Annotated in this window: 30 protein-coding genes; 10 read left to right on the forward strand and 20 right to left on the reverse strand. The window is 66.7% G+C overall.

Annotated elements, in window-relative coordinates:
- Positions 1-4: 4 nt before the first annotated feature.
- The 12 genes from fliQ to fliF all read right to left on the reverse strand — a co-directional run bounded on the left by fliQ (position 5) and on the right by fliF (position 10,887).
- Positions 5-274 (reverse strand): flagellar biosynthesis protein FliQ, encoded by a 270-nt coding sequence (gene fliQ / locus QT382_RS00230; protein WP_289252041.1) that lies wholly within the window; start codon positions 272-274, stop codon positions 5-7.
- An 89-nt stretch (positions 275-363) separates the two neighbouring features.
- Positions 364-1,119: a flagellar type III secretion system pore protein FliP gene (gene fliP / locus QT382_RS00235; RefSeq protein WP_289252042.1), complete on the reverse strand. Its 756-nt coding sequence runs from the start codon at positions 1,117-1,119 to the stop codon at positions 364-366.
- Positions 1,109-1,453: a flagellar biosynthetic protein FliO gene (gene fliO / locus QT382_RS00240; protein WP_289252043.1), complete on the reverse strand. Its 345-nt coding sequence runs from the start codon at positions 1,451-1,453 to the stop codon at positions 1,109-1,111. The genes fliP and fliO overlap by 11 nt, the downstream gene beginning before the upstream one ends.
- Positions 1,454-1,527: 74 nt before the next feature.
- The gene (gene fliN, locus QT382_RS00245) at positions 1,528-1,977 is read right to left on the reverse strand and encodes a flagellar motor switch protein FliN (RefSeq protein ID WP_289252044.1); all 450 of its coding nucleotides are present in this window, start codon (positions 1,975-1,977) and stop codon (positions 1,528-1,530) included.
- Positions 1,967-2,971, reverse strand: a complete 1,005-nt coding sequence (gene fliM / locus QT382_RS00250; protein WP_289252045.1) for a flagellar motor switch protein FliM — start codon at positions 2,969-2,971, stop codon at positions 1,967-1,969. The genes fliN and fliM overlap by 11 nt, the downstream gene beginning before the upstream one ends.
- A gap of 34 nt (positions 2,972-3,005) precedes the next feature.
- Positions 3,006-3,599 (reverse strand): flagellar basal body-associated FliL family protein, encoded by a 594-nt coding sequence (locus QT382_RS00255; protein WP_289252046.1) that lies wholly within the window; start codon positions 3,597-3,599, stop codon positions 3,006-3,008.
- Between the two features lie 143 nt (positions 3,600-3,742).
- The gene (locus tag QT382_RS00260; protein ID WP_289252047.1) at positions 3,743-5,380 is read right to left on the reverse strand and encodes a flagellar hook-length control protein FliK; all 1,638 of its coding nucleotides are present in this window, start codon (positions 5,378-5,380) and stop codon (positions 3,743-3,745) included.
- 58 nt (positions 5,381-5,438) lie between these two features.
- Positions 5,439-5,906 carry a flagellar export protein FliJ gene (gene fliJ / locus QT382_RS00265; RefSeq protein WP_289252048.1) on the reverse strand — a complete coding sequence of 156 codons (468 nt, stop codon included), beginning with the start codon at positions 5,904-5,906 and terminating at the stop codon, positions 5,439-5,441.
- Between the two features lie 36 nt (positions 5,907-5,942).
- The gene (gene fliI, locus QT382_RS00270; RefSeq protein WP_289252049.1) at positions 5,943-7,367 is read right to left on the reverse strand and encodes a flagellar protein export ATPase FliI; all 1,425 of its coding nucleotides are present in this window, start codon (positions 7,365-7,367) and stop codon (positions 5,943-5,945) included.
- The gene (locus QT382_RS00275) at positions 7,364-8,152 is read right to left on the reverse strand and encodes a FliH/SctL family protein (RefSeq protein ID WP_289252050.1); all 789 of its coding nucleotides are present in this window, start codon (positions 8,150-8,152) and stop codon (positions 7,364-7,366) included. Before QT382_RS00275 ends, fliI begins: the two co-directional genes overlap by 4 nt.
- Positions 8,153-8,164: 12 nt before the next feature.
- Positions 8,165-9,160, reverse strand: coding sequence for a flagellar motor switch protein FliG (gene fliG, locus QT382_RS00280; protein WP_289252051.1), 996 nt, complete (start codon positions 9,158-9,160; stop codon positions 8,165-8,167).
- 23 nt (positions 9,161-9,183) lie between these two features.
- A complete protein-coding gene (gene fliF / locus QT382_RS00285) occupies positions 9,184-10,887 on the reverse strand; it encodes a flagellar basal-body MS-ring/collar protein FliF (RefSeq protein ID WP_289252052.1) in 1,704 nt (567 codons plus the stop codon).
- Between the two features lie 183 nt (positions 10,888-11,070).
- Between fliF and fliE the strand changes: the two genes are divergently transcribed.
- Positions 11,071-11,394, forward strand: coding sequence for a flagellar hook-basal body complex protein FliE (fliE, locus tag QT382_RS00290; RefSeq protein WP_289252053.1), 324 nt, complete (start codon positions 11,071-11,073; stop codon positions 11,392-11,394).
- Between the two features lie 25 nt (positions 11,395-11,419).
- On the opposite strand, the gene QT382_RS00295 is transcribed toward fliE, so the two are convergent.
- From QT382_RS00295 to QT382_RS00330, 8 genes are all read right to left on the reverse strand, one after another.
- Complete coding sequence (locus QT382_RS00295) at positions 11,420-11,905, reverse strand: prepilin-type N-terminal cleavage/methylation domain-containing protein (protein WP_289252054.1); 486 nt, start codon at positions 11,903-11,905, stop codon at positions 11,420-11,422.
- 5 nt (positions 11,906-11,910) lie between these two features.
- A complete protein-coding gene (locus QT382_RS00300) occupies positions 11,911-12,660 on the reverse strand; it encodes a flagellar brake protein (protein WP_289252055.1) in 750 nt (249 codons plus the stop codon).
- A 23-nt stretch (positions 12,661-12,683) separates the two neighbouring features.
- The gene (locus tag QT382_RS00305) at positions 12,684-12,983 is read right to left on the reverse strand and encodes a flagellar protein FliT (RefSeq protein ID WP_289252056.1); all 300 of its coding nucleotides are present in this window, start codon (positions 12,981-12,983) and stop codon (positions 12,684-12,686) included.
- 58 nt (positions 12,984-13,041) lie between these two features.
- On the reverse strand, positions 13,042-13,479 hold the full coding sequence (fliS, locus tag QT382_RS00310) for a flagellar export chaperone FliS (RefSeq protein WP_289252057.1): 438 nt from the start codon (positions 13,477-13,479) through the stop codon (positions 13,042-13,044).
- 150 nt (positions 13,480-13,629) lie between these two features.
- Positions 13,630-15,078: a flagellar filament capping protein FliD gene (gene fliD, locus QT382_RS00315; protein ID WP_289252058.1), complete on the reverse strand. Its 1,449-nt coding sequence runs from the start codon at positions 15,076-15,078 to the stop codon at positions 13,630-13,632.
- A 142-nt stretch (positions 15,079-15,220) separates the two neighbouring features.
- A complete protein-coding gene (locus QT382_RS00320) occupies positions 15,221-16,078 on the reverse strand; it encodes a flagellin N-terminal helical domain-containing protein (RefSeq protein ID WP_289252059.1) in 858 nt (285 codons plus the stop codon).
- 215 nt (positions 16,079-16,293) lie between these two features.
- Positions 16,294-17,133, reverse strand: coding sequence for a flagellin N-terminal helical domain-containing protein (locus tag QT382_RS00325; RefSeq protein WP_289252060.1), 840 nt, complete (start codon positions 17,131-17,133; stop codon positions 16,294-16,296).
- A 356-nt stretch (positions 17,134-17,489) separates the two neighbouring features.
- Positions 17,490-18,329 (reverse strand): flagellin N-terminal helical domain-containing protein, encoded by an 840-nt coding sequence (locus tag QT382_RS00330; protein WP_289252061.1) that lies wholly within the window; start codon positions 18,327-18,329, stop codon positions 17,490-17,492.
- A 686-nt stretch (positions 18,330-19,015) separates the two neighbouring features.
- Between QT382_RS00330 and QT382_RS00335 the strand changes: the two genes are divergently transcribed.
- The 9 genes from QT382_RS00335 (at position 19,016) to motA (ending at position 25,957) form a co-directional block, all read left to right on the forward strand.
- Entirely contained in the window at positions 19,016-19,546 is a 531-nt protein-coding gene (locus tag QT382_RS00335; protein WP_289252062.1) for a hypothetical protein, read from the forward strand.
- Between the two features lie 15 nt (positions 19,547-19,561).
- Entirely contained in the window at positions 19,562-21,037 is a 1,476-nt protein-coding gene (locus QT382_RS00340; RefSeq protein ID WP_289252063.1) for a class I SAM-dependent methyltransferase, read from the forward strand.
- 142 nt (positions 21,038-21,179) lie between these two features.
- Complete coding sequence (flhD, locus tag QT382_RS00345) at positions 21,180-21,503, forward strand: flagellar transcriptional regulator FlhD (RefSeq protein WP_289252064.1); 324 nt, start codon at positions 21,180-21,182, stop codon at positions 21,501-21,503.
- 15 nt (positions 21,504-21,518) lie between these two features.
- On the forward strand, positions 21,519-22,055 hold the full coding sequence (flhC, locus tag QT382_RS00350) for a flagellar transcriptional regulator FlhC (RefSeq protein WP_289252065.1): 537 nt from the start codon (positions 21,519-21,521) through the stop codon (positions 22,053-22,055).
- Positions 22,056-22,137: 82 nt separating this feature from the next.
- A complete protein-coding gene (locus QT382_RS00355) occupies positions 22,138-23,184 on the forward strand; it encodes a glycosyltransferase (protein WP_289252066.1) in 1,047 nt (348 codons plus the stop codon).
- 142 nt (positions 23,185-23,326) lie between these two features.
- Positions 23,327-23,650: a flagellar transcriptional regulator FlhD gene (flhD, locus tag QT382_RS00360; RefSeq protein WP_289252064.1), complete on the forward strand. Its 324-nt coding sequence runs from the start codon at positions 23,327-23,329 to the stop codon at positions 23,648-23,650.
- A 15-nt stretch (positions 23,651-23,665) separates the two neighbouring features.
- Positions 23,666-24,202, forward strand: coding sequence for a flagellar transcriptional regulator FlhC (flhC, locus tag QT382_RS00365; RefSeq protein WP_289252067.1), 537 nt, complete (start codon positions 23,666-23,668; stop codon positions 24,200-24,202).
- 3 nt (positions 24,203-24,205) lie between these two features.
- Entirely contained in the window at positions 24,206-24,931 is a 726-nt protein-coding gene (locus QT382_RS00370; RefSeq protein ID WP_289252068.1) for a class I SAM-dependent methyltransferase, read from the forward strand.
- Between the two features lie 168 nt (positions 24,932-25,099).
- Positions 25,100-25,957 (forward strand): flagellar motor stator protein MotA, encoded by an 858-nt coding sequence (gene motA, locus QT382_RS00375; RefSeq protein ID WP_289252069.1) that lies wholly within the window; start codon positions 25,100-25,102, stop codon positions 25,955-25,957.
- Positions 25,958-25,959 lie beyond the last annotated feature (2 nt).

Below are 25,959 nucleotides of genomic sequence, written 5' to 3' on the forward strand. Positions count from 1 at the left end.
CGGCTCAGCCAACGACCGAGGGAATGCTCTGCAGCGTGCGCTGGATGTATTCGACCAGGGTGGTCATCATCCAGGGCCCGGCCACGGCCAGCGTCAGCACGGCGGCCACGACCTTGGGCACGAAGCTCAGCGTGGCCTCGTTGATCTGCGTCGCCGCCTGGAAAACGCTGACCAGCACGCCCACCGCCAGCACGGCCAGCAGCACCGGCGCCGCCACCAGCATCAGGATGTAGAGGCCTTGCTGGCCGAAGGTGAAGACTTGTTGGGCATCCATGGTGATGTCAGCCTCCGCAGAGCCGCCTCAAGGAGGCTGAGCGCCCCCTCGGGGGGCAGGGAACGAAGTGAGCGTGGGGGTCCATGACTTCAGGTCACGAAGGAGGCGGCCAAGGAGCCGAGCAGCAGGTTCCAGCCGTCGGCCAGCACGAAGAGCATCAGCTTGAAGGGCAGGGCCACCAGCACCGGCGACAGCATCATCATGCCCAGGCTCATCAGCACCGAGCTGACGATCATGTCGATCACCAGGAAGGGAATGAAGATCAGGAAGGCGATCTGGAAGGCCGACTTCAGCTCGCTGGTGACGAAGGCCGGCACCAGCACCTTGAAGGGCACGGCCTCGGGCTTGGTCGCCGGGTCCAGCTTGGCCAGGCGCGAGAACAGGGCCATGTCGGACTGGCGGGTCTGCTTGAGCATGAAGCCGCGCATCGGCACCTCGGCCTTCTGCAGCGCCACCTCGAAGCTGATCTGGCCGGCGTTGTAGGGCTGCCAGGCGTCGGCATAGACCTTGTCCAGCGTCGGGCTCATCACGAAGAAGGTGAGGAACAGCGACAGGCCCACGATCACCTGGTTGGGCGGCGCGGCCTGGGTGCCCAGGGCCTGGCGCATCAGCGACAGCACGATGACGATGCGGGTGAAGCCGGTCATCATCAGCAGCACCGCCGGCAGGAAGCCCAGCGCGGTGAAGAACAGCAGGGTCTGGATGGGCACCGAGTAGCTGTTGCCGCCGGCGCCCTGGCCGATGATCAGCGGCAGCGTGGCCGGCTGCGCCTGCTGGGCCAGCGCTGAAGTGCTTGCCAGCAGGGTGGCGGCCAGCAGCAGCCAGGTCTTCCTGCTATTGGGCATCGCCGGCCCCCGGCTTGCCGCTCAGGCGGGCCTTGAGCTGCTGCGCGAACGGAGCCACGGCTGCGGGCGCCAGATCGGGCTGCGGTGGCATCACGTGCAAGGTGGAGATCTGCTGGCCGGTCGCGCCCAGCACCAACCAACGCTTGTCGGCGTCCTGGCCGACCTCGACGATGACGATGCGCTGGTTGGGCGCCAGCGGCAGCATGGCCACGGTGCGCATCTGGCCGCCGGCCGCGGCACCGCCCAACGGCGTGCGCTTGAGCAGCCACAGTGCCAGCGGAATCAGGCACAGGATGGCCAGGAACCAGAGGAAGGGGAGCAGGCTGGAAGTCATTGCGGCCCATTGTGGGCCGCAGGGTCGAAGGCCTATCCGCCGTTCAGGGGCGGATTCCGGCCTCTAAAGCGTGCTTACTGTCCTTTTGAGAGACGGCGCATCCGTTCTGAAGGCGTCACGATGTCGGTCAGGCGGATACCGAACTTGTCGTTCACCACCACCACCTCGCCCTGGGCGATCAGGTAGCCGTTGACCAGCACGTCCATGGGCTCGCCGGCCAGTGCATCCAGCTCCACCACCGAGCCCTGGGCCAGTTGCAGGATGTTCTTGATCGGGATGCGGGTGCGGCCCAGTTCAACCGTCAGCTGGACCGGGATGTCCAGGATCATGTTGATGTCGCTGCCCGGCATATTGCCCGGCGTCGGCGAGAAATTGGCGAAGCTGGCCGCGGCGACCTGCTCCTGCGGCGGCGCGACTTCCTCGGCAACCTCGGTGGAGCCGCCACCGCCGGCCTCGGCCAGCGCGGCAGCCCATTCGGCCGCCATCGCGTCCTGTTCGGATTGAGACGGTTCGTCAGGTGACATTGCGGGCTCCCAGCCAGCCCTGGTCGGGGCCGGTCAGCATGTTTTCGACCTTGAGCGCGTACTTGCCGTTGGACGTGCCGTAGTGGCAGTCGAACACCGGCACGCCGTCGATCTTGGCCATGATCAGCGGATCCAGATCCAGCTCGATGAAGTCGCCGGGCTTGAAGGCCAGCAACTGCTCCACCGTGGCCGGCGCCGTGCCCAGCTCGGCCACGACCTCGACCTGGGCGGCCTGGATCTGGTGCTTGAGCAGGTTGACCCAGCGGCGGTCGGGTTCGGTGGAGTCGCCCTGCGTGGTGCTGTACAGCACGTCGCGGATAGGCTCCAGCGTGGAGTAGGGGATGCAGAAATAGACGGTGCCGCTGGTCTCGCCGATTTCCAGCGTGAACGAGGTCGAGACCACGATTTCGCTGGGCGTGGCGATGTTGGCGAACTGCGGCTGCATCTCCGAGCGCTGGTATTCCAGCTCCAGCGGATAGATGCCTTTCCAGGCCTTGTGGTACTCGGCCGTGATCACCTCCACGAGGCGCAGGATCACGCGCTGCTCGGTGGCAGAGAAGTCGCGGCCCTCGATACGTGCATGGAACTTGCCGATGCCGCCGAACAGCGAATCGATGACGGCGAACACCAGGGTCGGGTCGCAGACGATCAGCCCAGAGCCGCGCAGCGGCTTGACCGAGACGATGTTGAAGTTGGTCGGGACCACGATCTCGCGCAGGAAGGCGCTGTACTTCTGCACCTTGATGCCGCCGATGGCGACTTCCGGGCTCTTGCGGATGAAGTTGAACAGGCCGACCCGGATGTTGCGGGCGAAGCGCTCGTTGATGATCTCCATCGTGGGCATGCGCCCACGGACGATCCGTTCCTGGCTGGCCAGGTTGTAGTCGCGTATGCCGCCTTGCTGGACCTCTTCGGCCTCGAGCTTCTGGCTCTCGCCGGTGATGCCCTGCAAGAGTGCATCGACTTCGTCTTGGGAGAGGATCTGCTGGTTCATGGCTGCAAGTCGCGTGCTCGGCGGGGTCCCGTCGTCACTGGACGATGAAGTTGGAGAACAGCACCTGGGTCACCGGGCTGACCACGGCGGCCTTCTTCTTGGCCTTCTTCTTCTTGGACGTGTCTTCGGCTTCCTCGTGGTCCTCGTCGGGCAGCTCCACGCCCATGGGGCGCACCGACTCGCGCATGATTTCCTTGGCCAGCTTTTCCTTGCCCTCGCGGCTCAGCAGCTCGGCCGAGGTCTTGTGCGACAGCACCATCAGGATATTGCTGCGAATGGCCGGCATGAAGGCCTTGACCTGGTCGGCGATCTTGGCGTCGCCGACTTCCAGCGTCACGCCGACCTGGGCAAAGCGGTCCACGTCCTTGTCGGCCAGGTTGACCGTGAACGGGTCCAGCGGCACGAACACCGGCGGATGGCTGGGGTCGGGTTTGTGTGCTGCCGTGGCATGGGCGGCCGGTGCGGCTTCCTCGCCGTCCTCGCCTTCGGCCGGCGGCTTCTTCTTCAGCACCAGGAAGGCGCCGGCAGCCACCAGGACGAGCACCAGCACCGCCACCACGATGATGATCAGCTTCTTCTTGCCGCCTCCTGCGGGTGCGGCATTGGTGTCGGCGGCGGCTGTTGCCATGAAAAGGGCTCCTGTGGTCTGGCTTGGGCCTCGGCCCGGCAAGGGCATGGGGCGCAGCTGTCACCGATTATTGAGAACTCCGGCCCGGCTCATGCAAAAAATAACAGGGCAAAGCGGTCAGTTATGGCGCTCAGGTTTTGCAATCAGGCGTAAAGGTCCAGCATGCCACGGCCACCACCAGTGCTGGCCGGGCGAGAGGTCGGGCTGCCGGGCAGGGCCGCATCGCCCTCGTCTCCGACCCGCATCCAGCTGCCCTGGTTCACGCCGTCGTCCGCACCGGCTTGCTGGCGCGCCTGCTGCTGGCTCTGCTCGAACACGCCACCGCCGCTCAGCGTCAGGCCTTGCTCGCGCAGGGCGGCCGCCAGTTCCGGCAGGCTCTGCTCCAGCACCTGACGGGTCTCGGCCTGGCTGGCGTGGAAAGCGATCTGCGCCTGCTGGCCATCGACCACGATCTGCACCGACACCGGGCCCATCTCGGCCGGGTTGAGCTGCAGCTGGGCCTGCTGGATGCCGTCGGCCGCCAGCACGGCCAGCCGGGCCGACATGGCCGGCGCGAACTCGATGCTGTGCAGGCGCTGGGGCAGGGCCAGCTTGGCGTGAGCCGGCTGCGCCGCTTCCGTGCCGGGACTGGCTGCCAGGCTCTGCAGTTGCTGGGCAAACCCGGCGACCGGTGCGCCTGGCGCTGACATGGGCGGCGCATCGGCCGCCATGGCGACAGGCGCAGCCGTCGAGACCGACGGAGGCGCGGCGACTTCCGCCGTGGCCTTGACTGGCCTTTCGATCGGGGCAGCGCCGGCGACCGCCACGACCTGCTTGAACGTGGGTGACGGCTGCAGCAGCGAGACCGGCATGGGCTCATCGTCAACCGTGGCATGCCTGGCGGGCATCGGGGCGGGCAGTTCCATGTCTGCCGGTTGCAGCGGAACGAATGCCTGCAAATTCTTGCCTGCCTGAGGAACCAGCGGCGCGACCTGCGTGGGCCCGGCAGGCTCGTCGGCCAGGGGCTGAGGAGCTGCCTGCTGGGCAACCGGCAGCCCTGCAGGCAGGGGCAGAGAGCCCGCTGCCGGGCGGACCTCCACTTCATCCTCCGGCCGCTCCGGCGTGGCCTGGGAGGCCTTGCCGGCCTTGGGTGTGCTGGCCAGCGGCGCATTCAGCATCTGAAGGATGACCTGGGCCACGCTCGGATCCAGCTCCTCAGTGGCGGTGGCTGGTTCGGCGGGCTCCGCGGTCCGGCAGGCGCTGGCGCTGCCGTCATCCAGCGTTTCGAGCTTCGAGGCCAGGGCAGCGGTGGCCTTGAGCTTGGGGCTTTCGGCCGTGCCGGCTTGACCGGGCTCCAGCCTGGCTTGCATTGCCAGGCGCTTGCGAGGATCCAGACGGCCCTGGGTCGGGATCGCGGCTTCTTCGCTTGCCACGGCCGCATCGCCGGCGTCGGCTGACTCGGTGGCCGGCCCGCTGGCGCCCTGGTCGGCCGGGTTCCGGGTCGCCGGCGCGGCGGCCTTGTCGGCCGGGCGGGCGGAAGGCTTGTCGGCCATGGGCTCGCCCGGCTTTTCTGAGGGTTTCTCCGCCGACGGCTGCGCGGACTTCGGCGCCGGCTGGTCGGCCGTGCGCGGCGTCGGCGCAGGCGCCGGCGGCGGCGTCGTGATCTGGTCGCGCAGCAGGTCGGAGAAGGCGCCGGCTTCGCTGCCGGCAGTTCGGGCAGGGCCATTGCCGAGGCCCAGCGTGGGCAGCAAGGCCTGGCTGGCGCGGCCACCGGCGGTGGTGTTGGGCGTGGAACTGCTCATATCGGAATCCTTGTGGAGTCGCGGACCGGGCGGCCGCAGCCGCCGATCGCTGCCTTACTTACAGGCTCAGGGCCGGGGCGAAGCGCTGCAGAGCGGCGCGGGCGGCCTGCTCGTCGGTCGCCTTCTGTTCCTGGCGACGCTGGCGTTGCAGCTGCTCCAGCTGGCGCCGCTCGATCAGCTTGCGCACCGAGGCCACGCGCAGCTCGCGCTCGCGCAACTGCTCGCGGGCCTGCTCGACATGGCCCTCGGCGTGGCTGGCCACATGACCCTGGCTGGAAATCGCCTGGTCCAGGCGGGTGCCGAAGGTCTGGTAGCAGCCGAGGATGTCGACCGTGGTCCGCTGCGTGAACTGGCGCGTCCAGCGCTGCTGGTACTCGAGCCGGTAGTCGCTGAGCTGGGTGGCCTGGCTCCGGGCGGCCGCCGCCCGGGCGAGGGCCTGTTGCAGCACCTGTGCTGCGGCATCGCGCTCGGCTTCGGCGCGTTCCAGCAGTATCAACAGGGCCGACAGGTTGTGGCTGGCGCTCATCGGGGGACTCCTTCTTCGCTTATCGGTCGCTGGTGCTCAGGCTTGAGCCACGATTTGGCCGAGTTGTGAAATGCTTGACGCCAAGGCCGCTGCGCTGTGCATGTCTTGCTGCAGCAGGCGGTTCATTTCGGGGTGCAGGTGCACGGCCAGGTCCAGTTCCGGGTCGCCGCCCGGCTGATAGGCACCCAGCTGGATCAGGTCGCGGGCCTTGTTGTATTTCGCCAAAAGCTGGCGGAAGCGCCGCGCCGCCTCGACATGGGGCGGCTTGGCCACATTGGTCATGACCCGGGAGATCGAGCGTTCGACGTCGATCGCCGGGTAGTGGCCGGCCTCGGCCAGCTCGCGGCTGAGAACGATATGGCCGTCCAGGATGCCTCGAGCGGCATCGGCAATCGGGTCCTGCTGGTCGTCGCCCTCGGACAGCACGGTGTAGAAGGCCGTGATCGAGCCTTCGCCGGACACGCCGTTGCCGCTGCGCTCCACCAGCTGGGGCAGCTTGGCGAAGCAGGACGGCGGATAGCCCTTGGTGGCCGGCGGTTCGCCGATCGCCAGGGCGATCTCGCGCTGGGCCATGGCATAGCGGGTCAGCGAATCCATCAGCAGCAGCACATGCTTGCCGTGGTCGCGGAAATGCTCGGCGATGGCCGTGGCATAGGTGGCGCCCTGCATGCGAACCAGCGGCGGCGCATCGGCCGGCGCGGCCACGACGACCGAGCGCTGCAGGCCTTCCTCGCCCAGGATGTCTTCGATGAATTCCTTGACCTCGCGGCCGCGTTCGCCGATCAGGCCGACGACGATCACGTCGGCCTGCGTGTAGCGGGCCATCATGCCCAGCAGCACCGACTTGCCGACGCCGGTGCCGGCGAACAGGCCTATGCGCTGGCCCCGGCCCACGGTGAGCATGGCATTGATCGCGCGCACGCCGGTGTCCAGCGGCACGCGTATGGGTTCGCGGTCCATGGCGTTGATGGGCCGGCGGATCATGGGCTCGTCGGCCACGAGGTCCAGCGGGCCGCGGCGGTCCAGCGGATGGCCGTGCGAATCGACCACCCGGCCCAGCAGGCCGTCGCCCATGGGCAGGTGCAGGCCGCGGTCTTCACCACGGCGCCACAGGTGTTGGGGATGGCCCAGCTGAGGCGCCTGGGCCGGCACCACGCGCGGCAGCACCAGGGCGCCGCTGGACAGGCCTTGCACCTCGTCGGTGGGCATCAGGTAGGCCCGGTCGCCCGAGAAACCCACGACCTCGGCCTTGACCGGCGCCATGCCGCGCCGCGGGTTGGCGCTGGAGCTGGGCATGTGGATCTCGCAGACCGAGCCGACCGGCACGCGCACGCCGGTGGCCTCAAGTACCAGGCCGGCCACGCGGATCAGCTTGCCCTGCGGCTCCAGAGCCACCGGGTTGGCGGCGAAGGCCTGCAGGTCTTCCAGGTAGCGGTTCCAGCGCTCATGCCGCGCATTCATGGCTGCTCTCCCGCATCCTCGGCATCGGCCGATCCGCGGCGGTCTTCCCACAGCGAGCTCTGGCCCATGGCGGCCACGGCCTGCTGCCAGCGCGTGGCCAGCGTGGCATCGACGCTGGAGATGTCGGAATCGACCTTGCAGCCGCCGCGCGGCACCTCGGGGTCGGGAATGATCTGGGCCTCTCGGGCTGCCATCTCCTCGCCGGCGCCTTGCTGCACCAGGGCCAGGTCGGCCGGGTTCACGCGCACCCGCACGTGGCGGGCCGACAGCAGCAGGGCCTCCACCGCATCGTGAGCCACGCGGGCGATGAATTCGGGGTTCTGCTGCAGCTCGCTGCGCACGACCTGGCGGGCCAGCTCGACGGCGCAGCGGGCCAGGGTCTCGCTCATCTGCTGTTCCAGCTCGCGCATCTCGGCGTCGAAGCCGGCCACCAGCTTGCCGAGCTGGGCGCTCATCTGGGTGGCGAAGCTGTGTTTGAAGGCATCCAGCGCGGCCATGCCGTCGCGGTAGCCGTCCTGGTAGCCGGCCTGACGGGCGGCATGCAGCTGTTCCTGCAGGTCGGGTTCGGGCGCCGGAGGCGGGGCCTCCGGCTCGGCAGCGGCAGCCGGCGGCGGCGTTGTGTAGCCGCCGCGCGGATTGGTCGGCGTGCCGCTGAGTGCATCCAGGTTCCAGGCCGCGAAGCCGGCCAGCTCCTCGCGCGGGATGAAGCGCCCGTAGGTATTGCGCCGCTCGTCGCCCGAACGGCGTTCGGGCGGCGGAACCTGGCGGGGAGGCTTTGTGACCATGGGAGCTCAGCTTCAGACGAACTGGTCGTCTCCGCCACCGGCCAGCACGATCTGGCCTTCGTCCACCAGGCGGCGGACGATCTTGAGCATTTCCTTCTGCTCGGCCTCGACCTCGGACAGCCGCACCGGGCCGCGCGTGTCCAGGTCCTCGCGCAGCGTCTCGGCGGCGCGGGTCGACATGTTGCGGAACACCTTCTCGCGCAGCTCGGGGCTGGCGCCCTTGAGGGCCACGACCAGTGACTCGCTCTGGACTTCCTTGAGCACGGACTGGATGCCCTTGTCGTCGATCTTCTCCAGATCGTCGAAGGTGAACATGTTGTCCATGATCTTCTGGGCCAGGTCGGCGTCGGCCTCGCGGATGTAGTCCAGCACCGAGGCTTCGACGCTGGAACCCATCATGTTGATGATCTCGGCCGCCGTCTTGACGCCGCCCAGGGTGCTCTTGCGCATGCGCTCGCCGCCGGCCAGCACCTGGCTCATCACCTCGTTCAGGTCCTTCAGCGCCATCGGCTGGATGCCGTCCAGCGTGGCGATGCGGATCAGCACCTCGTTGCGCTGGCGTTCGGTGAAGGTCTTGAGCACCGAGCTGGTCTGGTCATGGTCCAGGTGCGAAAGGATGGCCGCGATGATCTGCGGATGCTCGTTGCGCAGCAGCTCGCCCACCGAGGTGGCGTCCATCCACTTGAGGCTTTCGATCGAGGACACGTCGCTGCCCTGCAGGATGCGGTCCAGCAGCAGGTTGGCCTTGTCGTCGCCCAGGGCCTTGCGCAGCACGGTGCGCACGTATTCGTCGGTGTCCGAGACCAGCATGCTCTGGGTCTCGGCCACCGAGTCGAAGCGGGTCAGGACCTGATCGACCCGTTCGCGCGGGATGACCTTGAGCTTGGCAATGGTCTCGCCCAGACGCTGCACTTCCTTGGGCTGCAGGTGCTTGAAGACCTCGGAGGCTTCTTCCTCGCCCAGTGACATCAGCAGGATGGCGCCGTCCTCTATGCCTTGCTCGTCCATGGTGTCTCTCCTGCCGCTGCTGCTTACTCGACTTCGCCGCTGATCCAGCCGCGGATGATGTTGGCCACCGCGACCGGGTTCTCACGGGCCAGGATGCGCGCCTTCTCGAGCTTCTCGTTCTGCAGCGGGGCCTCGAGCTGGGGCAGCGAACCGGCCTCAGGCAGCAGATTCTGCTCGTCCACGACGGCGTCCAGCTGCTGGCCGGCCGCGGCCTGTGCGGTCTTTTCCTCGGGCGGCAGCGGCACGACGGCGCGGATGGCCGGGCGGACCATGCCGAATACGGCGATCAGGGCGACGATGACCAGGGCCACCGGCACGATGGCGGCACGCAGCATGTCCAGCAGCCAGGGCTGCTTCCACACCGGCACCTCGACGGTCTCGACCTTCTCTTGGACGAAGGGCGCCGTGACCACCTTGACCGAGTCGCCGCGCTCGGCGCTGAAGCCCAGCGCCTCTTTGACCAGCTCGTTGAGCTTGTCCAGCTCGGCCTGGGGCAGGGGGGCGCTGCTGGACTTGCCCTTGGGGTCGACCGTGGTGCGGTGATTGACGATCACGGCCGCGTTCAGCCGGCGCACCACGCCGGTGGCATTGCGGGTCACGCGGACCGTCTTGTCCAGCTCGTACTGGGTGGAAGCGTCGCGGCGGGAGTTGTTGTTGCCAGCGCCGCCCTGGGTGGCCTGCAGCGGGGCCGAAGCGCCGTTGATCGGTGCCGTGGCCGGCACCGGCGGCTGGTTGGTGGCTGCGCCCGGCACGCCGGTGGGCTGCTGCGGCGTGGCGTTCTGCGATTCGCTGGTCTGCTGCACGCGGACCGAGGCATTGGCGTTCTGGCCCTGGTTGGGCTTGTACTCCTCGGCGGTCGATTCCACCTGGGAGAAGTCCACGTCGGCGGTGACCGTGGAGCGCAGGTTGTCGCGGCCGACCACCGGTTCCAGCAGCTCGAAGATGCGCTTGTTGAGGTTGGCCTCGACCTGCTGCTTGTACTGCAGCTGCTGGCCGTCCAGGCCGTTGCCGCTGTCGGGCGGCGTGGAGATCAGGGCGCCGGTATGGTCCAGCACGCTGACCGCCTTGGGATGCAGTTCAGGGACCGAGGCGGAGACCAGGTGGACGATGCCGGCCACCTGGGCGCGGTCCAGCGAACGGCCGCCGCGCAGGGTCAGCATCACCGAGGCACTGGGTTTCTGCTGCTCGCGGAAGAAGCCGTTCTGCTGCGGCATGGCCAGGTGGACGCGGGCGTCGGCCACGTCGGCCAGGGCGGTGATGGTGCGGGTCAGCTCGCCTTCCAGCGCGCGCTGGAAATTCAGGCGCTCGTTGAACTGGGTCTGGCCGATCGAGGTCTTGTCCATCAGCTCGAAGCCCACGCTGCTGCCGGAGCCTCCCTTGGGCAGGCCGGCCGCGGCCAGCTTCATGCGCAGGTCGTAGACCTGGGAAGCCGGCACGAGGATGGTGCCGCCTGGCTCGTTGCGGTAAGGCACGTTCATCGCGGCCAGTTGGGCGATGACGGCGCCGCCGTCCTTGTCCGACAGGCCGGTGAACACCGGCCGGAAGTCGCCCTGGCTGGACCAGAGCGTCATCGCCAGCACGGCGGCGGCCAGCGCTGCAAGCCCGGCGACGAAGCTCAGCTTGGAGCGCAGCGGCATGGCCGCGACCCGTGCCGCGAAACCGGGCGTGGTCGGTTCGGCGTCGATGACGTTGCCGGCGTTGAGGTTGGGGCTGAGGGCGTTGTCCATGGGATCGTGCGTTTGCTCGCGGGCCGAGCTGCAATGCCCGCCCCGCCGATTATTCGGAAATGCCCCCTCAAGAATGCGGCGAACAGGCCGATGAAGGGGCTGCAGTTCCCTCCTTAGGGCGGCGCGGGCCTGCCTACCATTGCCTCACCTTGCCACGCATCCGTCCTGTGGCAGGAGCAGGCCATGGACCTCAAGCTCAGACCCTTCGATTTCGCCCAAGCCGCCGCCCGTGCCGGACTGACCCCAACAGGTCAGCCCCTGGCCACGGCCAAGGCCACCGGTGGCGCCAGCTTCGCAGATGCGATGAGCCAGGCCATGAAGTCGGTGAGCGCGGCCCAGAACGAGGCCGGCCGGCTGCAGCGCGAGGTCCAGCTGGACAACCCGACCGTCAGCCTCGAAGAGACCATGGTCGCGATGCAGAAGGCGCAGATAGGCTTCCAGGCTGCGGTGCAGGTCCGCAACCGCCTGGTCTCGGCCTATTCCGAAATCATGAACATGCAGGTCTGAACGGGCCCAGCCCCGTTGGCGCGGGTCAGCAGGGAGCTGCCTTGGGCGCGTCCTTGCCGCACAGCGAGGGCCGGCCCAGTGCATTGACGTCCACCCGGACCTGGCCGCCGTGCGCGGTCGAGAACTCGGTCGGGCCGAACTCGATGGCACGGCCGACGCCGCCGCCGAACTGGGCATTGCTGGCATAGACCAGCCAGACCTTGGGCCAGTCCCGGCTGTGTTCGTTCTTGATGTTGCAGAGCTGGCGCATGCAGTCGCAGGGGCTGTCGCGGTTGGCGCCCCAGCACCAGGCCTTGCCGTCGTGCACGAAGTTGACGAAGGTGCTGCCGCCGCTGCTCTGGCTGCGTGCCAGCTGCAGGTCCAGCACCAGGGCCTGGGCGGCCATCTGCATGCGCTGGCGCTCCTGGAAGCGCGTGTAGTTGGGGATGGCCACCGCCAGCAGGATGCCGATCACCACCATGACCACGGCGACTTCGAGAAGCGTGAATCCGCGCGAATCCGGCCGCCTCATGCCGCTCAGGCCTTGTTCAGCAGGCGGCGGCGCTTCTGCGCCTGGTCGATGAAACGCTGCAGCTCGCGCAGCGACAACGCAGGCAGGGCGACGAAGGCGCAGCCCAACTGCTGCGCACCGTCCTGAGCCGGCAGGTCGCTGACATGCTGCAGCCGCAGGTCGGTGACAAGACGGGTGTCGCGGTCGAGCTCCAGCTCGACCCGTTCCAGCAGCGCGTCGGAAGCGGGGGCCGCCAGGTCGGGTGGCAGCAGCAGCGCAACGCCGCCCACACTGATGTCCAGCACCCGCATGCGCAGCAGGCCGGTGGCGGGCTGCTCCAGCTTGGCCACCGGATAGCTCTGGCCGGCCGTCGCCACGCGGAACGCCTGGCGGCGCTGGAAGCGGTAGAGCGGTTGAGGCAGGTTGGCCTGCAGCAAGGTGCCGCCGCCATCCTGCACCAGCACCAGGCCTTCGACCTCGAACTGCAGGCGGATGTTGTCCAGGAAGGCCTGGGCCTGGATCTCGCCGCTGGCCGCCAGGGCGCGCAGGAGTCCGGGACTGGCGCTGCTGTCCAGCGCGATCACGCCTCGGTCCGGGTCGACCGCCAGCACGGTGGCCCGGCAGGTCTCGCCTTCGGGCGTGTTCAGGCTCAGGGGGCAGCGCTGGACCTGGAGCTCGCGCAGCAGGGCCTGGATCTCGAGGGGCGAGTCCAGACGAAAAGTGCCGACATCGACCTGATCGACATCGGCCGTGAGCGCAGGGAGAGCCTCGTGCATGCCTGGCGGGGCGCCTTCCTCAATCAGTGGACCGTCTTGCTCCTGCCGGCCAGCACCTGGTTGAGGTCCTCCAGCCAGGGCTCGGCCAGATGACGGATCTCGGCATCGTTCAGCAGGATACGCTGCATGATGCGGGTTTTCAGCTGCGACTCTTCCGGCGCGAGTGAAGTCTGGGTCGCGGCATGCTTGAGCTGCGAGATCAGCAGCACGCAGGCGCTCTCAAGCTTGACGACTTCGTCCCAGTTGCCGTTGCGGGCCGCCGACAGCATGTCGGCGCTGGCCTGCTCGATGGCTTCGTAGTAGCTGAGGAGATGGGTGTTCATGGCGGGATCCGCTGGATTCTGATTCATGGGTCGAGTCCTGGGCAACGGCTGCGGCGCTTCAGGCGGCGCGGACCGTGGCGGAGTCGACACGAGGGGCGATGCCGGCCCAGGCTTCGCGGATCGGCTGCAACAGCTGCACGCATTCCTGCACCGCGCGCGGATCGCTGTGCAGATTGGCATGGGTCAGCCGGGCGCAGGTGTAGACGTAAAGGTCGCGCAGGTCGGCGGCCAGCGGGCCGGCTTCCAGGTTCAGGCCCGCCTTCAGGCCTTCATCCAGGATGCGCACGGCGCGGGTCAGCGACCGACCCTTGAGCTCCACGTTGCCGTGCTGGATCGCGCCCAGCGCCTGGTTCATGGCGTCGAACAGGCCGTCGAACAGCAGGCTCACCAGGCGGTGCGGACTGGCGTTGAGCACATCCGTCTCGACGCCGATCTTGTTGTACAGGTGGCTGGCACGCAGGTTGCGCGGAGCGAAGGGCGATGCTTGGCCGTACATTGCTGGAGCTTTCCGATGGACCTTGTTGAAAGGATTTTCGGCGCCCCGGACCCGAACTTGAGGGGGTGTTCGGCAGGATTGGCAGGTAAAGACCGCCCAGTTCCGCCTCGAACCGGCCCGGCGTGAGCTAGTTCTCGGCGTGATCGGGGCTCAGCTGCTGCTCTTGGTGAGCAGAGCCATCTGCTGGGTGACGTAGGTCGACAGCCCGTTCAGCTTGCCCATCTGCGTGTCCAGCGCCGTGTAGCGGGCGCGCAGCCGGGCCTCGGTCAGGCTGACATGGTCTTCCAGCTGGTCGGCTCGCTTGCCGTTGGCCGTGATCCGCGACTGGATGCCCGCCTGGCGATTGGTCAGGCTGCCGTCGGTGCTCAGGATGGTGTCGCCGAGTGCACGGAACTGCACGGCCAAACCGTTGTTGCCGGCGTCGCTGGCGTCGATGCCGGAGAAGAAGCTCTTGACCTGGTCCAGGTTGGTCAGCGCCTTGTCCAGCTTGCTGCTGTTGACCTTGAGCAGGCCGTCGGAGCCGGGATCCAGTCCCAGGTCGGCCAGGCGTGTCAGGCTGCTGCTGCCCGACAGGGTCGTGCCTGCGCCGGCCAGGTTGCGCAGCTGGCGCTGCAGGCCGTTGACGGTCGAATCGCCCTGCAGGGCGCCGGCGGTCTTGTTGGCCTGGTCGTACTTGGTCTGGTCGCGGATCATCGTCACCACCGCGTTGTAGTTGGTGACGAATTCGTTGATGGCCTTCTTGATGCCTTCCTTGTCCTGGTCCACGCTCAGCGTCACGTCGCCGGTGGTCTTTTTGAGCAGGCTGATGTTGAGGCCGTCGATCGCGTCCTTCATCGTGTTGCTCTCGGACTCCACGGGCATGCCGTTGAGCACGGCCATGGCATTGGCCGCGGCCAGGTTCAGGGCCATGGAGCTGACGCCGACCGTCGGGTCGTAGGCCAGGGCGGACAGGCCTTCGTCATCGCCGGGGCTGCCGTCGCTGTCGTTGACGCTGATGCGGAAGGCATTGGTCAGGCCGGTTTCGCTCGAGCGGATGACCAGGCGCGAACCGGAGGCATCGGTGACCACCGAGGCCACGACACCGGCCTTGGCCGCGTTGATCTTGTCGCGGATCTGCGTCAGCTGGTCCTCGCCCGGGGCGATGTCTATGGTGACGGCCGTGGTGCCGGTCTTGGTCGTGAACTCGGTCTGGTCTTCGTTCCAGCTGCCCAGCTCTATCGTGATCGAACCGCCGCCCAGGGCCGTGGTGCTGTTGGCGAAGGACTTGGTCGAGAGCGTCTGGGAAGCGGCCAGCTGCGACACCGAGACCGCGATCTTGCCCGGCGTGGTGGCGCTGCCGGCGCTGACGGTGACGGCGGTCGAATCGGAAGAGGAGGGCAGACTGGCCTGCCAGGTGGCCGGCTGCGACAGCTTGGAAGCCGAGTCGCGCATGGTGGCCACCGCGCTTTGCAGCTTGCCCAGCACCGACAGCTGCGTCTTCAGCCCGTCGGTCCGGGTCTGCAACTGGGTGATGGGAGTGCGCTCGGCGGCAACGAGCTTGGTGATCAGGGACTCAATGTCCAGACCACTGCCAATGCCTGCCGAAGTGATGGTTGCCATGTCAGATCTCCAGCCGCCGGGCCTCGGGCAGGATGCCGCGAACCCCGGCATTTGCCGGTGCTGAACCATTCATCGGCCGGCACCGGAAAAACTTTAGGCCGGCTTTACAAACCGGCCTGAATTTCTTGCCTGGCTCGTGAAATCAGCCGTTGCGCAGCAGCGAAAGCACCTGCTGCGGCAGCTGGTTGGCCTGGGCCACCATGGCATTGCCGGCCTGCTGCAGGATCTGGGCCCGGCTCAAGGCCGAGGTTTCTGCCGCGTAGTCGGCGTCCATGATACGGCTGCGAGCGGCGCTCTGGTTCTCGACCGAGATCTGCAGGTTGGCGATCACAGCCTCGAAGCGGTTCTGGGTCGCACCCAGGGCGGCACGCTGTTCGCTGGCGGTGTTGATCGCCAGGTCGATGTTGTCGATCACCGTGCCCAGCGTGGTCGGGTCCGAGGTGTTGTCGATGGTGGTCACCGTGGGGTCGGTGATGGCCATGATGGTCGGATCGGCCGTCAGGTCGACCGTGGTCACGTCGATGGTGTCGTTGACCGTCGTGTTGGGGCCGACCTGGAAGGTCTGCGGCGTGGCGGCATCGGCGCCCAGGATGGTCTTGCCGTTGAAGGTCGTGCCGCGGATGATGCGGTCGATTTCCTTGGCCAGAGCCTGGAATTCCTTGCCCAGCGAGTCGCGGTCGGCGCTGGTGTTGGTCGCGTTGCGCGCCTGGACCGCCAGCTCACGCATCCGCTGCAGCGTGTCGCTCACCTTGGCCAGCGCGCCTTCAGCCGTCTGCGCCAGCGAAATGCCGTCGTTGGCGTTGCGGATGGCGACGTTCATGCCTCGCACCTGAGCGTTCATGCGCTCAGCGATGGCCAGGCCGGCGGCGTCATCCTTGGCCGAGTTGACCCGCATGCCGGAGGACAGCCGCTGCATCGCCACGGCCAGCGAGCCCTGCGACGAATTCAGATTTCGCTGGGCGTTGATCGAGGCGATGTTGGTGTTGATGGTTTGGGGCATTTCAGCACTCCTGCAAATTCGGGTCGCCGGGCAGGATTTGACCTACCCGATGAACGAATTCTGCGAGTGCCGGAATTTTCCAAAAGCCGGATCAAGCGCGGAAATCACGGCCAAAAAAGAAGCACCAGGCCCCGACCCGGCGGTCGTTGCCCGATGCTTGCCTGACTTCCGTACCCGCCCACGCGTTCGCGCGCGCGAGGGGAAAACTGGCCTTGTTACTGCAGCAGACGCAGCACTTGCTGCGGCATCTGGTTGGCCTGGGAAATCATTGCGGTGCCGGCCTGTTGCAGGATGCTGGCGCGGCTGAGGTTGGCCGTTTCGGACGCGAAGTCGGCGTCCATGATGCGGCTGCGGGCGGCGGTCTGGTTCTCGACCGAGACCATCAGGTTCGAGATCACGGCGTCAAAGCGGTTCTGCGAGGCACCGAACACGGCGCGCTGCGAGTTCACCGAATTCAGCGCGGTGTCGATGTCGTTGATGATGGTGCCCAGCGAGGCGGCGGTCGAGGTGTCGTCGAAGGTTGCACCGGTGACCGCGGTGATGGTGGCGTCGGCCGTCAGGTCCGTGGTGACCACGTCGACCACGTCGTTGGAGGTGGTGTTGGCACCGATCTGGAAGGTCTGGGTGCCCGAGTCGGCGGCCAGGATGGCCTTGCCGTTGAACGTCGTGCCGGCGACCACGCGGGTGATTTCCTTGGACAGCTCGGCGTACTCCTTGCCCAGCGAGCCCAGGTCGGTCGTCGTGTTCGTGGAGTTGCGGCCCTGAACCGCCAGTTCACGCATGCGTTGCAGCGCGTCGCCCACCTTGGACAGGGCGCCTTCAGCGGTTTGCGACAGCGAGATGCCGTCGTTGGCATTGCGGATGGCGACGGTCATGCCGCGCACCTGGGTGTTCATCCGCTCGGCAATGGCCAGGCCGGCGGCGTCGTCCTTGGAAGAGTTGACTCGCAGGCCTGACGAAAGGCGCTGCATCGAGGTCTGCAGCGAGAGCTGCGACGCGGCCTGCGCACGCTGCGCATTGAGCGATGCCAGGTTGGTATTGATGATGGCGGGCATGATGCAATCCTTTCGGTGTCTAAGGTTTCGGTTCCTTGTCCGTAGCCTCTAGCGGTTCGACAACAGGCTCTGGCTTGCGCCATGGCCTCCTCACCGTCCGCATCCGAACTAACGCCTTCGTGACGCATGCACGAATCGTCGGTCGGCTGACCGGACAACGCAGTCCTTGATACGTTTCGGACCCGTTGGAGGTGTTATCGACGACACCTGGATCGACTTAAATCCTTTCTTGCATAGCGACGCCGGCCCGACCCTCTTGGGTCGGGCGGCGTTCTCAGGGGGCTTGTGCTGGCGGAGTGACTACATCCGCGCTTTGAATTTCGGTGCTTGTCAGGGCCAGCGGGGCTGGCCCAGGGTCATCGAAGAAGCGACAGGACGTTCTGTGGCATCTGATTCGCCTGGGCGATCATTGCCGTGCCGGCCTGCTGCAGGATCTGCGCGCGGCTCAGGTTGGCGGTCTCGCTGGCGAAGTCGGCGTCCATGATGCGGCTGCGGGCCGCGCTCTGGTTCTCGACCGAAATCATCAGGTTGGAGATCACGGCGTCGAAGCGGTTCTGCGAGGCGCCCAGCGTGGCGCGCTCACCGTTGACCGTGTTGATCGCCTTGTCGATGTTGTCGATGATGGTGCCCAGGGAGGCCGAGGTCGACGTGTTGTCGAAGGTGGCACCGGTCACGGCCGTCACGTCGGCATCGGCGGTCATGTCCTTGGTGGTCACGTCCACCGTGTCGTTGGCCGTCGTGTTGGCGCCGATCTGGAAGGTCTGGGTGCCCGAGGCGCCGGCCAGGATGGCGCGGCCGTTGAAGGTCGTGCCGCCGGTGACGCGGGTGATTTCCTTGGCCAGCTCACCGAATTCCTTGCCCAGCGAGTCCAGGTCGGAGGTGGTGTTGGTGGCGTTGCGGCCCTGGACCGCCAGTTCGCGCATGCGCTGCAGGGCGTCGCCGACCTTGGACAGTGCGCCTTCGGCCGTCTGCGCCAGCGAGATGCCGTCGTTGGCGTTGCGGACCGCGACGTTCATGCCGCGGACCTGGGTGTTCATGCGTTCGGCGATCGCCAGGCCGGCGGCGTCATCCTTGGCGGAATTGACGCGCAGACCCGAGGACAACCGCTGCATGGCGGTGGCCAGCGCCCCCTGCGAGGTCGCAATGTTTCGCTGGGAATTCAGCGAGTTGATGTTGGTGTTAATGATGGCGGGCATGATTTGCTCCTGTTTCAGCTGCTAGACGAATGGCTAGGACCCGTGCCTCGTACCCCCACGGAACAAGGCTGACGTGAACCGAGCGCCCTTGCGGGCTCTCGAGACATGGCTGTCCCCGGCCTTGCGGCCAGCGACCTCCATACCGCCCGGCAAAGTCCTCCATCCAGCCGCACACCCTCGCGGGTGCCCGACCTACGGCCTATCCACCGGACCACGCGTCTGTTTCCAGACCCGTTGGATTGGGTATCGGACAGCGCCAAGCGGAACTTGAGCGCTGTTTGTCAATAGGCTGGATCGGTCGAAAAGCGCCGTGACTTTCTGCCAGTTCATCGCTTCGCCGTGGGGGTGCAACAGGAGCGGGTGCCGAAGCGGACGGCTGGCGGGTGAGGGCGCCTTCGTGGCGGGGGGGCTTGCTCTGTGGGGGTCGGGTCCTTCTGTCTAGCGTTCGAGATGCTGAAACAGGCTGCACGGCCGGGATTCCCGGGGCGCGCCGCCATGTACAGGATTTCGGCTCGTCCTGGTCTGGACAGGCTTGGATGAAGCCGGCTGAAGCAGCGCTTTTCTCACGAATGAGCAGTTCGGGTCTGCCTAAAGTTTGTTCCATCGTGGCCGATACGCGCGCACTCGCGCCTGTTTTGGAATCTTGTTCGGCTGAGGCCTCGATTCACTCTTGAATGGAGATTTCAATGCACGCACGCAAGACGCCACTGGCCGCTGCCGAACCGCAGCTGAGCCCCGAAATCCGTGAGGAGGCCGCCATGCTGCTGGCCGCCGCTCGCAACGCCGCCTTTGCCGAAGCCAGCCAGGGACGGCTGGGCCATGGCCTGGACCTGCTCCATGCCGCGCTGCAGCAAGAACCCAAGAGCCATGAGCTGCTCAGCGACATGGCCGCCCTGTTGCTCAGCGCCGGCGAGCTGCAGCATGCCGTGTCGCAAGCCCGCAAGGCGCTGGAGATCTCGCCCTTCCACGGGCCCAGCCTCTATGCCCTCGGCTTTGCGTTGTCCGGCCTGGGTGAAACCATCGAGGCCCGCGCGCAGCTGCAGAAGCTGACCCATGGTCCGGCCCTGAACAGCCTGGTGTCGGAAGCGCCCGAGCTGCTGGTGCTGGCCCAGACCGAGCTGGCCCGCCTGGAAACCGCAACACCGGCCAGCGTGCCCGCCGCGGTGCAGCTGATGATCAAGGAGCTGGCCGAGGTCGGCCGCCCCAGCGCTCCCTGAACCCCGGATTCCAGCTTGAGCCGCCTGCACCTCTGCATCCTGCAGCCGGCAGGAGACCTCCATGCGCTCGGTTTCCTGGACCAGGCGCGCTATTTCCGTTACCAGTTCCGTCGCCTCGGGGCTGAGCTCAGCCTGGGAAAGAACCGGCTGCGGCATGACGCCATCAATATCGTGTTCGGCGCCCACCTGGGTTTCGATGCCGAACTGCTGAAGCGATACCGCTGCGCCTTCGTCAACCTGGAGCAACTGGGTGAGGGCGGTGCCCAGCTGGCACCCGCCTACCTGGAGCTGCTGCGCACGAACTGCGTGCTGGAGTACGACGGCGACAACCGCACCGCCTACGGCCAGCCGGACGCACCGCTGCTGCCCTTGCTGCACGCCCCGTACCTGGCTGACATCGAACCGATGCCGCTGGAGCAGCGGCCGTTCGACCTGCTCTTCTTCGGCATCCTGAACGAGCGCCGCGCCCGCATGCTGGCCCGCATCGAGGCCCAGGGCGTGCAGGTGGCGCAATTCGACTCGCCGCTTTACGGGCCGGAGCGCGATGACTACATCCGCCTGTCCAAGGCGGTCTTCAATGCCCACTACTACGCCAGCAGCCGCTTCGAGCAGACGCGGGTGGCGCATTGCCTGTCGCTGGGCACGCCGGTGATCGCCGAGCGCGGACCGGCAACCCGGCCGCATGCATCCTTCGAGGACGCGGTTCACTGGGTGGACGAGGCCAGCCTGGCCGACTTCTTCGCCCATCGCTTCGGCAAGGACGAGTTCTATGCGCAGAGCCGTAAGCAGCTGCAGCACTTCGTGGCGGCCGACCCGCTCGACGACTACCGCCTGGCACTCCAGCATCTGGAGCAGGCCCTGCCGGCGCGCGCGGCCGAGGTCTGGCGACCGGTCTGGCTCAACCTGGGCTCGGGCAAGGACTACAAGCCGGGCTTCCTGAATGTCGACATCCTGGAGTCGGCCCAGCCGGATCTGCTGCTGGACCTGGCCCGGCCGCTGGATTTGCCGCTGCGGGCGCACAGCGCGCTCGCTGGCGAGCTGTCTCTGGAAGCTGGCCAGCTGGAAATCGTCTACGCCAACAATGTGCTGGAGCATGTGGGCGACCTGCCGCAGCTGATGGGCAATCTGCTGAACCTGCTGCAGCTCGGTGGCGAGGCCGAGATCGAGGTGCCTTACGAGAAGGCGCCGGCCGCCTGGCAGGACCCGACCCATGTGCGAGCCATGAACGAGCACAGCTGGCGCTACTACTGCGACTGGTTCTGGTACCTGGGCTGGTTCGAGCACCGCTTCGAGCTGATCGAATTCACCTGGCTGGACGAGCAGGTCCAGCCCTGCGAGCAGGACTTCGCTTCTTTCATGCGCGTCGTGCTGCGCAAGATCGAGACCACGCCCCATGAGCGCAACAAGGTGCGCCTGCTGCGGGCCGATTTCGGCGGTCTGCCCGAGGACTGGCCGGTGCGCGGCGCGCCCGGCGTACCCGGCAGTTCGTGAAATCTCGACGGTGCTGTAGGAATTCGCCTGACAAAAGGCCGGCGAAGGCGGTGACAGCAAGGCTGGAACTGGGCTGATTTGAAGGGGCAGTTCGGCTCTTCACAATGAGCTCCAAGACATCAAGCCAGCAGGAGCCGCCGCCATGAACACCGAACAAGTCCTCGCCGAGATCCGCGAAGCGAATCTGAACTACCTGATGCTGGCACAGACGCTGATCCGCTCGGATCGCGAGCAGGCGCTGTACCGGCTGGGCATCTCGGAAGAGACGGCGACCCTGATCAGCACGCTGTCACCGGCGCAGATCATGAAGATCGCCAGCGGCAACACCTTGCTGTGCCGCTTCCGCATGGACGACGACCTGGTGTGGGGCCTGCTCACGAGCCACGGCAAGACGGCGGCGAACGATCAGGTCTCGCGTCTGCACGCTTCGATCCTGATGGCCGGCCGTCATCAAGAAGCCGCCTGATCAGGAGAATCAGACATGCGCCAGAAGAGCATCCTGACCGAAGCCCGCCAGATCGAACGTGCGGTGACGCTGATCAACTTGGGGGCGCGGCTGCAAGTGCTGGAGTCGGAGACGGACCTGAGCTACGAGCGGCTGCTGCGCCTGTACAAGGAAGTCTCGGGCAAGAGCCCGAGCAAGGGCCAGTTGCCGTTCTCGACGGACTGGTTCATGACCTGGCAGCCGAACATCCACGCCAGCCTGTTCCTGAACATCCACGAGTACCTGAACAAGGTGGCGGAGCTGGACGAGATCGACACGGTGATCAAGGCCTACCAGCTGTACCAGGAGCAGGTGAAGGCGCAGTCGCTGGAAGAGCTGCTGTCGGTGACGCGGGCGTGGCGGCTGGTGAAGTTCGTGGACAACGGCATGCTGACCATGACCAAGTGCAGCAAGTGCTCGGGGCATTTCGTGACTCATCCGCACGAGGTGGCGAGGCACTATGTGTGCGGGCTGTGCAATCCGCCGGCGCGGGCGGGCAAGGGCCGCTCCAGTGGCGCCATACAGATGCATTGAGCGAAATGAAGCCCCCACGCTCGACAAGCTCGCTGCCCCCCGAGGGGGCGCATCAGTCCCTTCGGGCGGCCGGGCGGTACTGATGTACAGCACCTGCCTGGTCGTCATCGCCCGTAACGAAGCCGCTCGTATCGAGCGGCTTTTGCGTAGCGTGGCGCCGTTCGTCGACCGCATGCTGGTGCTGGACACGGGATCGACCGATGCCACGGCGGCCCTGGCGGCCGCTTGCGGCGCGCGGGTCGAGCACTTCACCTGGATCGACGATTTCTCGGTGGCCCGCAACCGGGCCCTGGATCTGGCTGGCGCCGACTGGCACCTCGTGCTGGACGCCGACGAATGGCTGATCTCGGGCGGCGAGGCGCTGAGTGCCTTGCGCAAGCTGAAGCCGGATTTCGTCGCCAGCGTCGAGCTGAGGGACCAGTTCTTCGATGGCGAGCTGCGCCAGGGTCAGGGTCGGCTCAGCCGGGTCTTGCCGGGCTCGGTGCGCTATGCCGGCAGCATCCACGAGCAGCCGCAGCACCAGCTGCCGGTCCGGGCGCTGGACATCGTGGTCGGCCATGACGGCTATCTGCCTGATCGACTGGAGGCCAAGCGAGGGCGCAACCGCCAACTGCTCGAGAAGGCCCTGGCCGCCGCACCGGACGATGCCTATCTGCATTACCAGCTGGGCAAGGATGCCGATGTCTATGAAGACTTCGCCGAAGCGGCCGCGGCGTTCGCCCGGGCCGCAGCCCTGCCTGGCGCCGAGGACCAGTCCTGGTGGCCGGAGCTGATGACACGCTGGCTGTTCGCGCTCAAGAAGCTCAAGCGTCATGAACGGGCCATGCCGCTGGCCGAATCGCAGCTGGCTCGTTGCGCGGATTCGCCGGACTTCTTCTTCGTGCTGGGCGATCTGCTGCTGGACCTGGCGGCCGACGAGCCCGCACGGGCCGAGGACCTGCTGCCCATGATCGAGCAGGCCTGGACCCGTTGCCTGGAGCTGGGCGAACGCCCTGAACAGCCAGGCGCCGTGGCCGGCCGCGGCAGCTTCCTGGCGGCCCACAACCTGGCCCTCGTGATGGAGGGAACGGGCCGTGCAGAGTTGGCAGCCGAGCTGCGGCTCGCCTATCCTGCCCCCGGCCATCCGTGACATCTGGACGGTGCTGTAGGAATTCGCCTGACAAAAGGCCGGCGAAGGCGGTGACAGCAAGGCTGGAACTGGGCTGATTTGAAGGGGCAGTTCGGCTCTTCACAATGAGCTCCAAGACATCAAGCCGGCAGGAGCCGCCGCCATGAACACTGAACAAGTCCTTGCCGAGATCCGCGAAGCGAATCTGAACTACCTGATGCTGGCGCAGACGCTGATCCGCTCGGATCGCGAGCAGGCGCTGTACCGGCTGGGCATCTCGGAAGAGACGGCGACCCTGATCAGCACGCTGTCGCCGGCGCAGATCATGAAGATCGCCAGCGGCAACACCTTGCTGTGCCGCTTCCGCATGGACGACGACCTGGTGTGGGGCCTGCTCACGAGCCACGGCAAGACGGCGGCGAACGACCAAGTGTCTCGCTTGCACGCCAGCATCCTGATGGCTGGCCGTCATCAAGAAGCCGCCTGATCAGGAGAATCAGACATGCGCCAGAAGAGCATCCTGACCGAAGCCCGCCAGATCGAACGTGCGGTGACGCTGATCAACCTGGGGGCGCGGCTGCAAGTGCTGGAGTCGGAGACGGACCTGAGCTACGAGCGGCTGCTGCGGCTGTACAAGGAAGTCTCGGGCAAGAGCCCGAGCAAGGGCCAGCTGCCGTTCTCGACGGACTGGTTCATGACCTGGCAGCCGAACATCCACGCCAGCCTGTTCCTGAACATCCACGAGTACCTGAACAAGGTGGCGGAGCTGGACGAGATCGACACGGTGATCAAGGCCTACCAGCTGTACCAGGAGCAGGTGAAGGCGCAGTCGCTGGAAGAGCTGCTGTCGGTGACGCGGGCGTGGCGGCTGGTGAAGTTCGTGGACAACGGCATGCTGACCATGACCAAGTGCAGCAAGTGCAGCGGACACTTCGTGACGCATCCGCACGAGGTGGCGAGGCACTATGTGTGCGGACTGTGCAACCCGCCGGCGCGGGCGGGCAAGGGCCGCTCCACTGGCGCCATCCAGATGCATTGACGCTTGAGCTCCACCCTGATCTGGCCGCTGGCCGCCCTCGCAAGCTGGGCGGCCTGCTGGTTTTTGTACTTCGTGCTTCAGCCGCTGGCCGGCCCGTTCATCGCGCTGGCCGCCGCTAGTGGCCTGGGCCTGCTGCTGGCCTGGCCTCATGCCAGGCGCTGGCGCCGGCTGATCATTGCGGCCGGCTTTCCGCTGTCATTGCTGGCCGCTGCAGGGCAGGGCGCCTTGCCGGCCTGGGCCTGGTTGCTGCCGCTGGGCCTCTTGCTGCTGGCCTATCCGCAGGGCAGCTGGCGCGATGCGCCGTTGTTCCCTACGCCGGTCGGCGCGCTTGAAGAGCTGCCGGCCGTCGTGCCCCTGCAGCCGGACGAGCGGGTGCTGGATGCGGGCTGCGGCCTGGGCGCCGGGCTGATCGAGCTGCATCGGGTCTATCCGGAGGCCAGGCTGGATGGCATCGAATGGAGTCGTCTGCTTGCGCTGCTGGTGCGTCTGCGCTGCCACTGGGCCGAGGTCCGCCAGGGCGATATGTGGGCGGCCGACTGGTCGGTCTACCGCGTGGTCTATCTGTTCCAGCGGCCCGAGAGCATGGAGCGCGCCTGGACCAAGGCGGCCACGGAGTTGAAGCCTGGGGCCTGGCTGGTCAGCCTGGACTTCGAGGTGGCGGGGCGCCGGCCGCATCGATCGCTGGAACTGCTGGATGGCCGCCGACTGTGGGTCTATCGCATCGGCTGAACATCGGCTGGGTCAGGCAGCGGCCAAAGTCCTGCCATGATGCAGGGGTGGCTGCTCCGAGGCCCCCGTGCTCAAGTCATCCAGCTTTGCGCCGAAATGATCGCTAAGCCGGCACCGCCTCGGAAGGTGGCTGCCTGTCGTCCGCTGCTTTCCAGGTAGAAAACGCCCATGTTTGTCATCATCGGTTGGCTGCTTGCCATGGCCTGCATCTTCGGGGTGTTCATCGCCCACGGAGGCAATATCGGCGTGGTGCTGCATGCGCTGCCGTTCGAGATGACCACCATCTTCGGCGCCGCCATCGGCGCGATGCTGGCCACCAACCCGCCCAAGGTCATGAAGGCCACGATGAAGGGCCTGGGCGAATGCTTCAAGGGCAGCAAGTACACCAAGGCCCGCTACATGGAGCTGCTGGCCCTGCTCTACGACATCCTGCAGAAGGCCCGCAAGGAAGGCCTGATGTCCATCGAAAAGGACGTCGAGGATCCGCACAGCTCGCCGCTGTTCCAGAAATACCCGGTCGTCGGCAACGACCACCATGTCGCCGAGTTCATCACCGACTACCTGCGCATGATGGTCTCGGGCAATCTGAACGCGCACGAGATTGAGTCGCTGATGGACAGCGAGATCGACACCCATCACCACGAGGCCCATGCGGCCGTGCAGGCGATCCAGCGCCTGGCCGGTGGCCTGCCGGCCTTCGGCATCGTGGCCGCCGTGCTGGGGGTGGTGAACACCATGGGCTCGGTCGGCCAGCCGCCGGCCGTGCTGGGCGGCATGATCGGCTCGGCCCTGGTCGGTACCTTCCTGGGCATTCTGCTGGCCTATGCCTTCGCCGAGCCGCTGGCCGGCCTGCTCGAGGCCAAGGTGGACGAGAACGGCAAGGAGCTGCAGTGCATCAAGACCACGCTGCTGGCCTCGATGCAGGGCTATGCGCCGCAGGTGGCCATCGAATTCGGCCGCAAGGTGCTGTACTCCACCGAGAGGCCCACCTTCGCGGAGCTCGAAGGCCACGTGAAGAAGAAGTGAGA

The sequence above is a fragment of the Pelomonas sp. SE-A7 genome (assembly GCF_030345705.1).
Taxonomy (GTDB): domain Bacteria; phylum Pseudomonadota; class Gammaproteobacteria; order Burkholderiales; family Burkholderiaceae_C; genus JAUASW01.

Coding starts and splice junctions, on each gene's coding strand:
- fliO (WP_289252043.1), bottom strand. CDS start 1,453: ATGACTTCCAGCCTGCTCCCCTTCCTCTGGTTCCTGGCCATCCTGTGC.
- QT382_RS00295 (WP_289252054.1), bottom strand. CDS start 11,905: ATGAGGCGGCCGGATTCGCGCGGATTCACGCTTCTCGAAGTCGCCGTG.
- fliF (WP_289252052.1), bottom strand. CDS start 10,887: ATGGACAACGCCCTCAGCCCCAACCTCAACGCCGGCAACGTCATCGAC.
- QT382_RS00320 (WP_289252059.1), bottom strand. CDS start 16,078: ATGCCCCAAACCATCAACACCAACATCGCCTCGATCAACGCCCAGCGA.
- QT382_RS00260 (WP_289252047.1), bottom strand. CDS start 5,380: ATGAGCAGTTCCACGCCCAACACCACCGCCGGTGGCCGCGCCAGCCAG.
- fliS (WP_289252057.1), bottom strand. CDS start 13,479: ATGTACGGCCAAGCATCGCCCTTCGCTCCGCGCAACCTGCGTGCCAGC.
- QT382_RS00255 (WP_289252046.1), bottom strand. CDS start 3,599: ATGGCAACAGCCGCCGCCGACACCAATGCCGCACCCGCAGGAGGCGGC.
- QT382_RS00355 (WP_289252066.1), top strand. CDS start 22,138: ATGTACAGCACCTGCCTGGTCGTCATCGCCCGTAACGAAGCCGCTCGT.
- QT382_RS00325 (WP_289252060.1), bottom strand. CDS start 17,133: ATGCCCGCCATCATCAATACCAACCTGGCATCGCTCAATGCGCAGCGT.
- QT382_RS00275 (WP_289252050.1), bottom strand. CDS start 8,152: ATGGTCACAAAGCCTCCCCGCCAGGTTCCGCCGCCCGAACGCCGTTCG.
- QT382_RS00300 (WP_289252055.1), bottom strand. CDS start 12,660: ATGCACGAGGCTCTCCCTGCGCTCACGGCCGATGTCGATCAGGTCGAT.
- flhC (WP_289252067.1), top strand. CDS start 23,666: ATGCGCCAGAAGAGCATCCTGACCGAAGCCCGCCAGATCGAACGTGCG.
- flhC (WP_289252065.1), top strand. CDS start 21,519: ATGCGCCAGAAGAGCATCCTGACCGAAGCCCGCCAGATCGAACGTGCG.
- fliN (WP_289252044.1), bottom strand. CDS start 1,977: ATGTCACCTGACGAACCGTCTCAATCCGAACAGGACGCGATGGCGGCC.
- fliP (WP_289252042.1), bottom strand. CDS start 1,119: ATGCCCAATAGCAGGAAGACCTGGCTGCTGCTGGCCGCCACCCTGCTG.
- flhD (WP_289252064.1), top strand. CDS start 23,327: ATGAACACTGAACAAGTCCTTGCCGAGATCCGCGAAGCGAATCTGAAC.
- fliG (WP_289252051.1), bottom strand. CDS start 9,160: ATGGACGAGCAAGGCATAGAGGACGGCGCCATCCTGCTGATGTCACTG.
- QT382_RS00305 (WP_289252056.1), bottom strand. CDS start 12,983: ATGAACACCCATCTCCTCAGCTACTACGAAGCCATCGAGCAGGCCAGC.
- fliQ (WP_289252041.1), bottom strand. CDS start 274: ATGGATGCCCAACAAGTCTTCACCTTCGGCCAGCAAGGCCTCTACATC.
- QT382_RS00330 (WP_289252061.1), bottom strand. CDS start 18,329: ATGCCCGCCATCATTAACACCAACATCAACTCGCTGAATTCCCAGCGA.
- QT382_RS00335 (WP_289252062.1), top strand. CDS start 19,016: ATGCACGCACGCAAGACGCCACTGGCCGCTGCCGAACCGCAGCTGAGC.
- flhD (WP_289252064.1), top strand. CDS start 21,180: ATGAACACCGAACAAGTCCTCGCCGAGATCCGCGAAGCGAATCTGAAC.
- fliI (WP_289252049.1), bottom strand. CDS start 7,367: ATGAATGCGCGGCATGAGCGCTGGAACCGCTACCTGGAAGACCTGCAG.
- motA (WP_289252069.1), top strand. CDS start 25,100: ATGTTTGTCATCATCGGTTGGCTGCTTGCCATGGCCTGCATCTTCGGG.
- fliD (WP_289252058.1), bottom strand. CDS start 15,078: ATGGCAACCATCACTTCGGCAGGCATTGGCAGTGGTCTGGACATTGAG.
- fliE (WP_289252053.1), top strand. CDS start 11,071: ATGGACCTCAAGCTCAGACCCTTCGATTTCGCCCAAGCCGCCGCCCGT.
- fliM (WP_289252045.1), bottom strand. CDS start 2,971: ATGAACCAGCAGATCCTCTCCCAAGACGAAGTCGATGCACTCTTGCAG.
- fliJ (WP_289252048.1), bottom strand. CDS start 5,906: ATGAGCGCCAGCCACAACCTGTCGGCCCTGTTGATACTGCTGGAACGC.